General features: G+C 38.3%; 13 protein-coding genes. 8 read left to right on the forward strand and 5 right to left on the reverse strand.

What is annotated here, in order from left to right:
- Positions 1-178: 178 nt before the first annotated feature.
- The 3 genes from MM239_RS19625 to MM239_RS19635 all read left to right on the forward strand — a co-directional run bounded on the left by MM239_RS19625 (position 179) and on the right by MM239_RS19635 (position 2,737).
- Positions 179-382, forward strand: coding sequence for a heavy-metal-associated domain-containing protein (locus tag MM239_RS19625; protein WP_241350030.1), 204 nt, complete (start codon positions 179-181; stop codon positions 380-382).
- A gap of 244 nt (positions 383-626) precedes the next feature.
- Positions 627-1,865: a M16 family metallopeptidase gene (locus MM239_RS19630; protein ID WP_241350031.1), complete on the forward strand. Its 1,239-nt coding sequence runs from the start codon at positions 627-629 to the stop codon at positions 1,863-1,865.
- Between the two features lie 320 nt (positions 1,866-2,185).
- A complete protein-coding gene (locus MM239_RS19635; protein ID WP_241350032.1) occupies positions 2,186-2,737 on the forward strand; it encodes a GNAT family N-acetyltransferase in 552 nt (183 codons plus the stop codon).
- Between the two features lie 6 nt (positions 2,738-2,743).
- Here the strand turns inward: MM239_RS19635 and MM239_RS19640 are convergent, their stop codons facing one another.
- Positions 2,744-3,208, reverse strand: a complete 465-nt coding sequence (locus MM239_RS19640) for a hypothetical protein (protein ID WP_241350033.1) — start codon at positions 3,206-3,208, stop codon at positions 2,744-2,746.
- 47 nt (positions 3,209-3,255) lie between these two features.
- The gene (locus MM239_RS19645; protein WP_241350034.1) at positions 3,256-3,852 is read right to left on the reverse strand and encodes a hypothetical protein; all 597 of its coding nucleotides are present in this window, start codon (positions 3,850-3,852) and stop codon (positions 3,256-3,258) included.
- A gap of 269 nt (positions 3,853-4,121) precedes the next feature.
- Between MM239_RS19645 and argB the strand changes: the two genes are divergently transcribed.
- The 5 genes from argB to MM239_RS19670 all read left to right on the forward strand — a co-directional run bounded on the left by argB (position 4,122) and on the right by MM239_RS19670 (position 10,008).
- Entirely contained in the window at positions 4,122-4,946 is an 825-nt protein-coding gene (gene argB, locus MM239_RS19650; RefSeq protein WP_241350035.1) for an acetylglutamate kinase, read from the forward strand.
- A gap of 2 nt (positions 4,947-4,948) precedes the next feature.
- Positions 4,949-6,139 carry an aspartate aminotransferase family protein gene (locus MM239_RS19655; RefSeq protein WP_241350036.1) on the forward strand — a complete coding sequence of 397 codons (1,191 nt, stop codon included), beginning with the start codon at positions 4,949-4,951 and terminating at the stop codon, positions 6,137-6,139.
- 2 nt (positions 6,140-6,141) lie between these two features.
- Positions 6,142-7,185: an N-acetyl-gamma-glutamyl-phosphate reductase gene (argC, locus tag MM239_RS19660; protein ID WP_241350037.1), complete on the forward strand. Its 1,044-nt coding sequence runs from the start codon at positions 6,142-6,144 to the stop codon at positions 7,183-7,185.
- A 15-nt stretch (positions 7,186-7,200) separates the two neighbouring features.
- Positions 7,201-8,412, forward strand: a complete 1,212-nt coding sequence (gene argJ, locus MM239_RS19665) for a bifunctional glutamate N-acetyltransferase/amino-acid acetyltransferase ArgJ (RefSeq protein ID WP_241350038.1) — start codon at positions 7,201-7,203, stop codon at positions 8,410-8,412.
- Positions 8,413-8,964: 552 nt separating this feature from the next.
- A complete protein-coding gene (locus tag MM239_RS19670) occupies positions 8,965-10,008 on the forward strand; it encodes a hypothetical protein (protein ID WP_241350039.1) in 1,044 nt (347 codons plus the stop codon).
- Between the two features lie 67 nt (positions 10,009-10,075).
- On the opposite strand, the gene MM239_RS19675 is transcribed toward MM239_RS19670, so the two are convergent.
- From MM239_RS19675 to MM239_RS19685, 3 genes are all read right to left on the reverse strand, one after another.
- Positions 10,076-10,651, reverse strand: coding sequence for a class I SAM-dependent methyltransferase (locus tag MM239_RS19675; RefSeq protein WP_241350040.1), 576 nt, complete (start codon positions 10,649-10,651; stop codon positions 10,076-10,078).
- A 64-nt stretch (positions 10,652-10,715) separates the two neighbouring features.
- A complete protein-coding gene (locus MM239_RS19680) occupies positions 10,716-11,339 on the reverse strand; it encodes a chloramphenicol acetyltransferase (protein WP_241350041.1) in 624 nt (207 codons plus the stop codon).
- 207 nt (positions 11,340-11,546) lie between these two features.
- Entirely contained in the window at positions 11,547-11,897 is a 351-nt protein-coding gene (locus tag MM239_RS19685; RefSeq protein WP_241350042.1) for a DUF4260 domain-containing protein, read from the reverse strand.
- Positions 11,898-12,632: the final 735 nt, after the last annotated feature.

Raw genomic sequence — 12,632 nt, forward strand, 5'->3', positions numbered from 1 at the left:
CCTTACCCTAAACCAAATTAAAAGTATCACTCAACCATAAAAAATCCTAGATTGACAAAAAAATGATTCTTTATGGCACTGTATTTATCCAAATCAAAACCAAATTAGAATCCTGCGGATTTTAGGTATTCATAAATTATATAAATCTATTGACGAATCAGTACCTAGTTTTGTAAATATGCAAAAATTCAAAACCAACGTGAAATGTGGCAATTGTAAAAGTGCCGTTACACCCCATTTAGAAAAGCTAGGAGTCTCCTCATGGGAGGTCGACCTAAGCCATCCAGATAGGATTCTGACAATACACGATGATATTTCAAGCGAGAAAATCATATCTGCACTCAAAGAAGCTGGCTATAATGCAGATCAGCTGACTTCCTAATGCGGAAAATGGAACCTTGAGTAGAGAATTGAAAGCTCAGGAAAATCGCTTTTAACAACCCCTAAGCAAAGGAACCCTTCGAGAGTTAATCTTTTCCTAAGGACACAGGTCTAATTTGGTTAAATGAAATTAATTCCAGCTTAAACCCTCGAATGGCCTTTCCTAAAGATGATTCCCCTTCTTGAAAGCTTTGAAGCTACCCAAGTTCTGGTTTATTTTATTAGCTTTGCCCCAAAACTATACTATGATCAATTACCAACAATTTGTTTTGGATAACGGCCTACAGGTACTGGTGCATGAGGATCACAGCACTAAGATAGCTGTGGTTAACATCCTTTATAAAGTTGGCTCTAGAAATGAGATCAAGGGCAAATCAGGCTTGGCGCATTACTTCGAGCATTTGATGTTTGGTAGTACAAAGCATATTCCTGTATTCGATGCTGCACTCGAAAAGGTCGGTGGCTCATGCAACGCCTTCACCAATCCAGATATTACAAACTACTACATTACTTTACCGGCAGTGAATCTTGAGACAGCTTTTTGGCTGGAATCTGACAGGATGATGAACCTATCTCTTACAGAGAAAACTATTGAGACACAGCGAAAAGTAGTAATAGAAGAATTCAAACAAAGGTATATTAACCAACCCTATGGGGATGTTTTTCACCATATCAGGAGACTTGCTTATGAAAACCATCCTTACCAATGGCCTACCATTGGGGAGCATGTGGAAGACATTGTAAATTATAAGCCTATAGATGTTGAAGAGTTTTATTTCACGCATTATAGACCTGATAATGCCGTTATGGTCGTAGCTGGAGATGTCACTTTGGAAAATGTAAAAAGACTATCAGAAAAATGGTTTGCTCCAATTCCATCGGGCCAAATCACCAAAAAACCAATTCCACAAGAACTTCCTCAAGTAAGTAAAAAGACAAAAATCGTCAATGCAAAAGTCCCTACTGACGCTTTGTACAAAGTCTACCACATGCCAGGAAAGCTTCAGGAAGGATACTTAGAAGCTGATTTGGTAACAGATATCATTGGGTTTGGCAGGTCTTCCATTCTCGAGCAGCAACTTGTGAAGAGCGGAAGTATCTTTGCTTCAGTAGGAGCATATATTATGGGTTCTGTAGATCCTGGCTTATTGGTTTTTTCGGGAAAAATGGAAAAAGGCCAATCGGCAGAAGATGCAGAAAAAGCACTTGATGAAGTAATCGAAGCATTCAAAAGCGGTACAATACCTGAAATCACTCTTGAAAAAGTAAAAAATCAGGCGGAGGCCATGAAAACTTATGAGTCTATACAATTACTAAATAGGGCCATGAGCTTGGCGTACTATGCGCACTTGGGCGACCCTAATTACTATCAAAAAGAGTACGAAATCAAAACCCAAATCCCTGAATCGAAAATCCTAAACTGGGCAAATGAGATTTTAAAAGAAGAGAACTCTTCTGTAGTATATTATAAGAAGGAGAATTAGAGGGAAAAAATACTTTTAGAAGCGGGAGACGAGAGATTAGAAATAAGCGTCAAGAAACAAGAAACAGACAAAGAAAGAATGAGGGAGGATAGATGCCAAAGCGAAATAAAGTTGAAATATGCCTGCGGCGAAATAAGAGACTTTTGTATCAATCTTTGATCTTTTAGTAAAAAGAAAATCGCCTCTAAACAATCCCTGACAACAATAAGTCCTGTAAGGACGTCGGACATCTTAGCTCTGGGTTTTAATGCCTTTTTTGATGTTTTTTTTGGCCATTAAGAAAAAGGGGCTTAACTTTTGTAAACTCAAGCAAAAAATCCATGAAAATCCTCGGAAAAAATAACGTTGCGCTTGTTAGATGGAATGAAGGTCATTTTCATCACCTTTATCCAATTGCAAACAATCCCAATATTGCAAAAAATCTCCGAGATGCTTTTCCTCAACCTTATACTATCCACGACGCTAGGTTTTGGATAGAGTATAATGTAAAGTTTAATCCACCTCAGAATTTTGCCATTGAATACAATGATGCCCTAGTAGGTTCCATTGGCGGAGAGATTTGCAAGGATGAATTGCGTACCAACATGGAGATAGGTTTTTGGATTGCAGAGTCGCATTGGGGAAAGGGTATAGCTAGTGAGGCCCTGATCCTTTATACAGAATACCTTCTTGATAGATTTCCAAACATTAAAAGGATCTACTCCCAAGTTTTCGATTACAATGTAGCAAGTATGAAAGTCTTCGAGAAAGCAGGTTTTGAACCAGAGGCTATACTCAAAGATGCCTACATCAAAGACGATAAGATTGGAGATATTTTCCAATACGTCATCATCCGGGCTGAAGTAGATAAGGCTACAACATCAGAGGATTGATTTCTTTTAATTTCGAATTCCTTCTGCGAAGAAATTTTTGATCCAAAGAGATTTACTCATTACGTTGACTGCATTAAGAATATCATAGATGTTTTTTGGGTTGAATGGACTGATAGAAATGGCATAGCGATCATGCCTATCTTTGAGAACATTCAAATCATACTTCAGGCTAAGCTTAAGTAACTCTTTGGGAAAAAACACGACAGAAGAAACTGGCGAGATAGGAGGTTGCTTGATGCCAAATCGTTTTTTAGGAGCATTGTATTGTTTATAAATTAGCTTTGACTGGAAGTGGACATCTTCCAAGGTCAAGGTAGAGTCTGTTAGAAATCTAGGGTTAAAGCTATGCGTCATCTTTTGTGAGCCCTTACCAATCACATACATTACGTTGTCACCCACCAAGTGCTTTAGATGTAGGTTGTTTTTGATAGAAAGAAATCTCCATAAGTTGTCTATACGTTTTAAATCCATGCTATTTTGGGTTTTTGGGTAAGCATAATACTGATTTCTACCGAAACTTATTCTTTAGATTCGAGAGATTTGTTAATCAATCGATAGAAGTCTTTGATAGGAATACGAAGCGCATCTCTTTCTTTAGGATCTTGCAATACTGGTAGCTTTCCTTGAGGAGATCGCATTTCAAATCTCGCATCTTTTTCCAATAAGGGGTATATTTTATTTACAAATTGAAAATGGTTGAATTTATCTCCTTGATTAAATGTAAGTGTATCTGTCTTACTTTCATAATAAGCAATAAGCTCGAATGAGTTGATTTCTGGATTCGTTTCTACAAAAATATAGGCTTCAAGTTTTATCCTATTGATTAATATTGAGGTGTTGATCAGTGGGTGTTCAGCCTCTTTAATTCTTTTTCCAAACCTATAGAGTTGCATTTTTGCATCACCACGGTTTTCGATATCATAGAATATTCCCCGTACATTTTTGAAATACAACCTCTCTGCATCCGTTATGGCCAATTCAGAATCAAGAGCCCCCGTATTGTTTGCCCTTTTTTCATTGAAAATAGAAAGGGTCAATACGAGCACTATCGAAGCTAGTCCAAAGATCTTTAGAATCTTCAAAAGCTCAGGAGTCAAGGTGTCATGCTTTGCCATGAAATGTTATTACAGCTTTGTCAATATTAACTACACTTTGTAACAGTAAGTTTACAATAATATAGGTGAATTTACTTTTTCTAAGCTTAATTTTCATCTATCCAAGAGATTTGAGCAAAGTTGTAAATTTAAAATATTATTTCCCGACCATGGAATGGTATTTGTTCCTAAGAGACGAAATAAGTTTTTAAATGATTTTGGGAAATTTAATTTCGCGTTTAAACAAAATCATTTCGCTTTAAATCATCTATTCACAAAAATAAAAAAGCATGCAATCTTCTAAGCTTCTCATCAAATACGGTGGGAATGCCATGGTAAATCATGAACTCAAGAGCCAAATTGCAAGAGCATTACTGATGCTCAGAAAAGCAGGACATCATATCACCCTCGTACATGGTGGAGGACCATTCATCAGTACCGCGTTGAACGAAGCAAATATACCTTCAGAATTTATAGAAGGTCAGCGCAAAACCAGTGCAGAAGCAATGGCTGTCGTGAAACAAACGCTTCTCGGTGATGTCAATGCAGACTTAGTAGCCCTTTTTTCAACTCATGGACTCAATCCCGTAGGAATATCAGGACATGATGGAAATCTAGTTCAAGTCACCCCAAAGCATATGCAACTTCAAGACGCCAATGGTGAGACTATTGAAATAGATCTTGGAAGAGTAGGTAGTATACAGCATGTCAATCCTGAACTTTTAGCATCACTTTCTCAGGCTGGATTTACCCCAGTGATCGCTTGCATCGGTCCAGATGCAGCAGGTAACTCTTATAACATCAACGCAGATGATTTTGCTGGTGAAATTGCAGCAGCCATTCAAGCTGATTATTATATCTCATTGACTGATGTGGATGGATTGTATGAAGACTACCCCGACCCTCAATCTATATTGAGAGAAATACCTTTGGCAGAGCTTCCAAGCTTGTATGGGAAGGTAATTCAAGGGGGTATGATTCCGAAAATCCAGTCATGTGAAAATGCCCTGAAAAGAGGAGTCAAAAATGCCTTGATTCTCAATGGTACAAAACCGGAGCAGTTAATGGAGTTTTTCGAAAATGGACAAAAAATAGGGACTACAATCACACAGTAATCATGAACAACCAAGAATTATATCTAAAGGATAAAGCACAATATTTACCAACATTCAACCGCATCCCAATCACTTTCGTCAAAGGCCAAGGTAGTAAACTCTGGGATATAGAAGGCAAAGAATACCTAGACCTACTTGCGGGTATAGCTGTCACCAATGTAGGGCATTGTCACCCCAAAGTGGTGAAGGCAATACAAAGTCAAGCAGCAGAATTGATGCATATAAGTAATTTCTTTGTGAGCCCTCCGCAGGTTGCACTTTCAGAATTGCTGGTCAATATCTCTGGCCTTAGCCGCGTCTTTTTTGCAAATAGTGGTGCCGAAGCTGTTGAAGGTGCCATCAAAGTAGCACGAAGATATGCCCACAGCAAAGGCAGAGGGGGCAAGATCATCTCTATGGAGAATTCATTTCATGGTAGGACATTAGCAACGATTGCTACTGGACAGGCGAAGTACCAAGAGGGCTTTGGTCCAATGCCTACAGGTTTTGCCCAAGTACCTTTCAATAACTTGGAAGCTATTCAAAATCAAATTTCTGATGATGTCGCAGCGATCATTGTAGAGCCTATCCAAGGTGAAGGAGGAATCAGACCCGCTGATGCTGCCTATCTAAAAGAAGTGCATGCGCTGTGTCAAGCAAATGATATCGTGTTGATTTTTGATGAAATTCAATCAGGTATTGCGAGGACTGGGCATTGGTTTGCAAAGGACCACTATGGGATTCAGCCAGACATCCTTACCTCAGCCAAAGGACTTGGCAATGGAATGCCAATAGGTGCATTTCTTTGTAACGAGAAAATAGCTTCGGCTATCAAGTTTGGAGATCATGGAACCACATTCGGCGGGAACCCACTAGCGACTTCTGCGGCAATTGCAGCCTTGGAGGTAATCGTAGAAGAGGGGCTACTCAAGGAAACTCGTGAAAAAAGCGCTTGGCTAATAGATCAGCTGAAGGTCCTACAGGTGAAATACCCTCAAATCAAAGAGATAAGAGGGTTAGGCCTGATGCTAGGGGTGGTATTAGATACACCGGCATTACCATACATGCAAGCCTTGCTTCAAAAGGGTATCATTGCAAATGCAACAGCTGAAAATGTCCTTCGATTGGTGCCTGCTTTGACCATATCTTATGAAGAGCTACAAAAATTCATCCATACTTTGGATGATGTATTACACGCAATGAATTCAAAATAATTATGCAAAATCAAAAATATAAAGTAGCCATAATTGGAGCATCTGGTTTTACAGGCTCTGAGTTGGCTCGAATCCTTAGTCAACACCCACAGGTAGAAATTAAATATATCACTTCAGAATCTCATCAAGGAAGGCCATTTTCTGATCTTCATCCACAGTTTTTGAGTATTATAGATCAAGCTTTGGTAAGTGCTGAGGACATTGATGTGTCTTCACTAGACGTCATTTTTCTGGCATTACCTCACGGAGTTTCTATGGATTTTGTGAAAAAATGGAAGGACAATAACTGTAAGATCATCGATCTTTCAGGGGATTTTCGACTTTCCTCACCAGAGCTATATGAAGCTTGGTATGGAAAACCACACACTTATGTCAAGGGCTTTGAAGGTGCAGCTTATGGTCAGCCTGAGCTGTTTGCAGAGGACATCAAAAGAAGCAGCCTCATTGCAAATCCTGGATGCTATCCGACGGCCTCCATATTGAGCCTTGCACCATTGTTTTTCGAAAACATGGTACAGAATCACTCCGTTGTGATAGATGCCAAATCAGGCTTGACAGGAGCAGGTGTAAAAGCCAGTGATACCACACATTTTTCCAATGTAAACGAAAACTTCAAAGCTTATGGAGTAGGTGTTCACAGACATACAATCGAAATCGAAGAGCAATTCTCTCACCTGAGCGACGGAGAAGTTCAGATTCAGTTTACGCCTCACCTTTTACCTATTGACAGGGGGATTTTAGTGACATCTTATGCAAAAACAAAAAAACTAACTACACAAGAAGATTTATTCTCATTGTATCAAAATTTTTATGCTGATAAACCATTTGTCAGGGTGAAGACTTCTGTGCCGAGTATCAAGGATGTGAGAGGAAGTCACTTCTGTGATATTTACCCTTTCTGGGATAAAAGAACGCAACGAGTCGTAGCAATAGCTGCCATAGACAACCTTCTCAAAGGTGCAGCCAGTCAAGCAGTCCATAACATGAATTTAGTACTTGGCATCGCGGAGACTGCAGGGCTTAATCAAATACCACTAAGACCATAAAGATTAATAGAAATCATGATCAAGAATATTACCAATGTAAGAGGCATCAAATGTTGGGGTGCCCATACAGGAGTCAAATCAATGAGAAGAGATTTGGCAATTATATACTCGGAGGTTCCAGCCGCCGCCGCCGCGGTTTTTACCCAAAATAAAGTACGAGCAGAGCCTGTGGAAATTTCAGAGCAGAATGTCTCCAATCTTCAGGCGCAAGTCATTGTATGTAATGCAGGAAATGCAAATGCGTGTACTGGAGAGCAAGGAAGAGCTGGTGCAGAAGCCATGATGAAAGTAACTGCAGAATTGCTAAACATCCCAGAGGATGATGTGATCATAGCTTCTACCGGTTTGATAGGTGAGCCATTCCCCACAAATGATGTGGTCAATGGTATCAGGGAAAATATCCATAAGCTCAGTGATGATCCCAAGGCAGGTTCTTTTGTAGCCAATGCAATCCTCACTACAGACACCTTTGCAAAGGAAGGCTTTGTGGAGTTTGAGCACGACGGTAAGACCATCAATATGGGTGGAGTGGCCAAAGGATCAGGCATGATTCATCCCAACATGGCTACGATGCTGAATTTCATCGTCACTGACTTGAATATAGAAAAGACCCTGCTTGATAAAGCCTTGAGGTATTGCGTAGACCGGACTTTCAACATGATCACTGTAGATGGAGATACTTCTACCAACGACATGGTAGCAATACTTGCCAATGGTATGGCAGACAACAGGAAGATCAATGATGAATCTGATCCAGGCTATAGGCTATTTAGAGACAAGTTATTGGAATTGATGACCCACCTCGCCAAGCTGATAGTCTCTGATGGAGAGGGTGCATCAAAATTTATTGAATATAAAGTAACAAAAGCTAGAACAGAAGAGATTGCTAGAAAACTAGTTAGGGCTATTTCTGACTCTACTTTGGTGAAGACGGCGATGTTCGGTAGGGATCCAAACTGGGGTAGGATCATCGCAGCGTGTGGCAACTCAGGTGTGAATTTCAACTATAAAAAGGTCAATCTTTCTATAGGTGATGCTGAACATTTAGTACAAGTTTTAGAGAAAGGTCAGCCATTACCAATTGATAAGAATTACATCAAAAAACTTCTGAGGGAATCACAAATAAGGATCATCTTAGAGGTCAACACAGGTAAAGAAGAAGGTGTAGGCTGGGGCTCAGACCTTACGACCGATTATGTACTCTTCAACTCTGTGTACACTACTTGATATTTTGAAAGCTAAGCCATAGATGGTTACAAAGTTTGGTCATTGAGCGTATATATATCAAAATGGTTTTACATATACGCTTTTTTTGTGATTTTGCCAGAAATGTATATTTGATTATTCGATTCATTGGCGAAATCGGTCGCTATTGGTAAATACCCATGAATCTCTAATATCCATTAATATCAAAGCTAAGTGAAATCGATATTTTCTATATTAACTGGTAAAGTGTGTATATGCATAAAAAATTTCATTTTATTCAAACTTGATAAAAACGTATTACTGGTTTATTTTTATGATATTAAGTGATTTAACCAAGGTTGAAAATCAAATTATCAGTAAAGTTTCGGAAATATGCTCTTGTTCTTTTGACTGGAAACGAGAATGTGTAAATTTGTAAGATCTTGGTTCATAATTAATACAACGAGAAAGCTGATTTTTATAGGATGAAATTACTCAATCACAGCTTTACCTTATCCACTGGATTGTATCATTCAGTTTTTGTATTTGCAATCGTACCAGTCTATAATAATGAAAATTAAGTACTAAAAATATATGAGTTTAGAGTTAGAAAGTCAACAAGATCAACCTATTACCTTTCAAAACAAAGTATTACTAGTCGCATTTGAAAAGCAAACATCCTTGGTAAAAAAACTTGGGAAAGTTGCAGATCAAGTTGGGGAACATATCATTGATAAAGCCAAGGCAGGAAATGTCTTCAACTTTGTTATGCTCAAGCCAGCAATAGAGCAAGCTACTTCCGAGGGTTACAACCTTGTCATAGCAGTAGACCCTGAAGCGGATAGGATAGCATTAGTTGTCAAAAAGGGAATAGAAGGAGCATTCATGGTACTAAATGCCCATCAAGTCTCCGCTGTATTGCTACAAGAGTGGATCAAGTCTGGTGAATATGAAGGACTTCATTTGATAAAATCCATCTTGATGTCTGATCTTTTGGATGTAGTAGCTCGCAAAGGTCGTGTAGAGACGATCGATCAAGTCATCGAATCTGGTGAATTGAAGTCAGCTTTCCAAGCAGCTCAAGCTACTGTATCAGACAAGCCACTCGCTGGATTCAATATTGATCAACAAGTTATGCATTCGGCACTTGGTTTTGAAGAGATCGTAGTTCAGATAGCAGAATTGGAAGCTAGACAAGGTGCTATTGAAAAAAACACCTATGATGCACTGATGGAAGTGTATTTCTATAATGGTTTCTACAAGGAAAAAGCAGTGGGATTAGACCTTAGCTTGGAGATTCATAAAAAACAACTCAATAAATTTCTTTCTGAAGTCAAAAGAAGTCCTAAGTTTTTGGAAGAGATATTCTCTGTAAGTGCAGTGACAGATTTCAACAAAGGAGTAAAGAAAAACATACTGACGGACAAGGTATACGATCACCCGATAAAAGGGTCAAATATTCTCAAAATCGAAACCGTAGAAGGAGTAAGCATCACTTTGGTGCCTAGTGCTGATAAGTTAACCTATTACATTTCGGTAAGAGAGTCAGTGAATTCACCAGAGCGATTTGAAATGGCAAACAAAGCCTTAGATCAGGAGATTTTCAAGCTCGTTTCTTTCCTGAATAAGCAGATTTAAAGCTAATTGCTGATTCAAAATCCCAAAAAAGAAGGTTGTAAGCTGCTTGCAACCTTCTTTTTTGGGATTAATTTTTCTGAAAAATACATATGGATTTTTTATCTTGATAGAGAACATCTATGGAAAAATAATCAGATATCCACTTTATGGTATGATGTGAGTAGAAAGCCACATGAGTAAGGTCTTTGGCGTAGTACCACTTGTCCATAACATCGATTCCGTGGTGAAACACCGTCATGATACAAAGTAGACCTCCTTTTTTCAGCAAATCCATCATCTTCCTCAACTCATCCTCAGGATGATGAAAATGTTCGAAACATTCTGTGGCAAAAATAAAATCGTAACTCCTCTTAGTAATCCCATCTTTGAAAAAGAATGGGTCATAATTGTCACAAGCTACACCGTAGTCTTTTAGTAGGAAGTCAAGCGCTGGTCCTGGACCACAGCCATAATCCAAAGCAGCAGCTTGGGGCGTAAAATAAGATGTGATAGGTTCAATTATCTTGCTCAAATAATGCAAGTAGCCAGGGAACTCTGGACCATTTTGATGATGCTCGTAATGTGCCTTTTCATTTGCAGCATCCATGAAGTTTGCAGGGTTTCTATAGATCAGGTCACAAACCTTGCATTGAGAATATGGCATACTGGAAACCGGCATTGGGCTCGAGCACAATTTGCAATTCGAATGGTCATTTGTTGTAGCATATCTATGCATTCATCAATTCTTGAAGCCTATTGACAAATAGCCCTAGGTGGTAGCCGTCAACAAAGCCATGATGTACATGAATAGACACTGATACCCATTTTTTCTCATCTGCAGTGACTACCTTTCCAAAGGAGATCTTAGGGGAACTGTCTGGTCGACTGAACTTCCTGGCATGTGAAATTGACGAAAAGTCTACCCAAGGAATGGCTGAAAAGTGAATTTCATTTACAGCATATTCTGAAGGCATTAAGGTAGTAGCTTGCTGAACTTTTGCTATTTCTATATTCGCATAGCGAATGAACTCCTCCTCATCTTCATAGTAATCCATGTGTGCATATGCGAACAAGCCATCCTCCCGCATGATGGTACATGAGACGTCTATTTGGTCAAATAAATAGACGTCTTGATCGATGATTCGGTATTTGAAATTCTCTATTTCATTGACAGTCTTCAAACTTCTATAGAGGTAGTAAAGAAAAAATGATTGACCTTTTTCCTTGGCCGCTGCATATGCATGTGTACAATCTATTTTCACATTTATGCCATAAAACGGCTCTTCAAACTCTGAGAAAAAGGCGAAATGTTCTTTTCTATTCCAATGCTCTTGATTTATTAGATGCTTCATATTTAAGTTTTAGCAATCAGATAAAAGCCTATCGACAAAAGGTGAAGTCTGTTATCAAATACGCTTATTGTCTCAACCTGATTGATAATTACAAAAGAGATATTCAAAAGTAATCAAATCGGTACTTTATCCCTCCAAAACATGGATGATTTATGTGAAAATGCATTAGGCTAGGGTTTGATTGGGACTGTTCTCTTGTAGGAATCACTACTTCCCAATCCATCCTAAGTGTGTATGCTTGAAATCATCAGCATACTTCAGGCCATAGCCGAATATCCTATCCATAGCTGCATGACCAAACAAGATAACACCCGCAAGCATCACATAGGAATGAACCATCCACATTCCCAATCCATATAGCATTATGCCTAATAACTTGTGGTGGAAAATATTATAGGCGATTGCGCCAATCTTGGTGTTGAATAAATAGCCTAGCATAGATAGGTCTGGAAGAAGTAGAAGGGCTAAAAAAACCCACCAAGCAAAATCTAATTGGTTGAATATGATAATGGAGAGGATGAACTGAGCTATTTCCTCTAGTTTTATTAGCTTGATCATGTGCTGTGTCATTTTTTTGATGTTCGTGCTACAAAGTTCAGGTAATATAATTTAATGTTTGTAGACAAAAGTCAAGAAAACCCTTTTTTTAAATGTTTTTGCATGTAAATAGGGAGGAGTGGATTAAAGTATATTTTATTTGAATTTTAGATGCATTCTGAGTTGTGAAGTGAGCTATTAAAAGTTCTTAGTGGAACAATGTCGAATACATTTTGAATATGTAAAACTTTTCTTATTTAAGAAAATCACGAAAAATTTAAATAAAGAATTGTGTTGTTTAAATATGAAGTGAATCCAAAACTCATAGAAGCAATAGACGCAACCCTTACCAAGGGTTTATGATAATATGTTAGGCATTTCTCCTCTAAAAGCTCAAAGTAAGTATCGTGAAAATGTCAAGCAGTGAGATCACTTCAAATCCTCTAAAAAAATTCTATTTTTAAGATTCAAAAATAAAGTGGGCTCTCCTTTGCCTTTAATGTCTTGTTCGAGATCTTTTAACAAAGTAGATTTACCTATTTGTCTTACCTCCTTCAATATGGTAAATCCTTTCTTCAAACAATTTTCTTTTCATGATACCAGTCCTTATTAAAACAATGATAGATAATAATACAATGTCGTTTAGTTAAGCAAATTAATAAAAAAAATGTGTAAATTATAGGGGTATATAGGGGGTAACTCTAATTCTGAAAAAAAGGAAGATTACAGGCTAAAACTAACTAAACATATTGACAA

Source organism: Belliella filtrata (assembly GCF_022549775.1).
Classification (GTDB): domain Bacteria; phylum Bacteroidota; class Bacteroidia; order Cytophagales; family Cyclobacteriaceae; genus Belliella; species Belliella filtrata.

What these genes read in the sequence shown, in the direction of transcription:
- MM239_RS19625 (WP_241350030.1), top strand. Translation starts at nt 179, where the DNA reads ATGCAAAAATTCAAAACCAACGTGAAATGTGGCAATTGTAAAAGTGCC.
- argB (WP_241350035.1), top strand. Translation starts at nt 4,122, where the DNA reads ATGCAATCTTCTAAGCTTCTCATCAAATACGGTGGGAATGCCATGGTA.
- MM239_RS19630 (WP_241350031.1), top strand. Translation starts at nt 627, where the DNA reads ATGATCAATTACCAACAATTTGTTTTGGATAACGGCCTACAGGTACTG.
- MM239_RS19685 (WP_241350042.1), bottom strand. Translation starts at nt 11,897, where the DNA reads ATGATCAAGCTAATAAAACTAGAGGAAATAGCTCAGTTCATCCTCTCC.
- MM239_RS19640 (WP_241350033.1), bottom strand. Translation starts at nt 3,208, where the DNA reads ATGGATTTAAAACGTATAGACAACTTATGGAGATTTCTTTCTATCAAA.
- argC (WP_241350037.1), top strand. Translation starts at nt 6,142, where the DNA reads ATGCAAAATCAAAAATATAAAGTAGCCATAATTGGAGCATCTGGTTTT.
- MM239_RS19645 (WP_241350034.1), bottom strand. Translation starts at nt 3,852, where the DNA reads ATGGCAAAGCATGACACCTTGACTCCTGAGCTTTTGAAGATTCTAAAG.
- MM239_RS19675 (WP_241350040.1), bottom strand. Translation starts at nt 10,651, where the DNA reads ATGCCATATTCTCAATGCAAGGTTTGTGACCTGATCTATAGAAACCCT.
- MM239_RS19655 (WP_241350036.1), top strand. Translation starts at nt 4,949, where the DNA reads ATGAACAACCAAGAATTATATCTAAAGGATAAAGCACAATATTTACCA.
- MM239_RS19635 (WP_241350032.1), top strand. Translation starts at nt 2,186, where the DNA reads ATGAAAATCCTCGGAAAAAATAACGTTGCGCTTGTTAGATGGAATGAA.
- MM239_RS19680 (WP_241350041.1), bottom strand. Translation starts at nt 11,339, where the DNA reads ATGAAGCATCTAATAAATCAAGAGCATTGGAATAGAAAAGAACATTTC.
- MM239_RS19670 (WP_241350039.1), top strand. Translation starts at nt 8,965, where the DNA reads ATGAGTTTAGAGTTAGAAAGTCAACAAGATCAACCTATTACCTTTCAA.
- argJ (WP_241350038.1), top strand. Translation starts at nt 7,201, where the DNA reads ATGATCAAGAATATTACCAATGTAAGAGGCATCAAATGTTGGGGTGCC.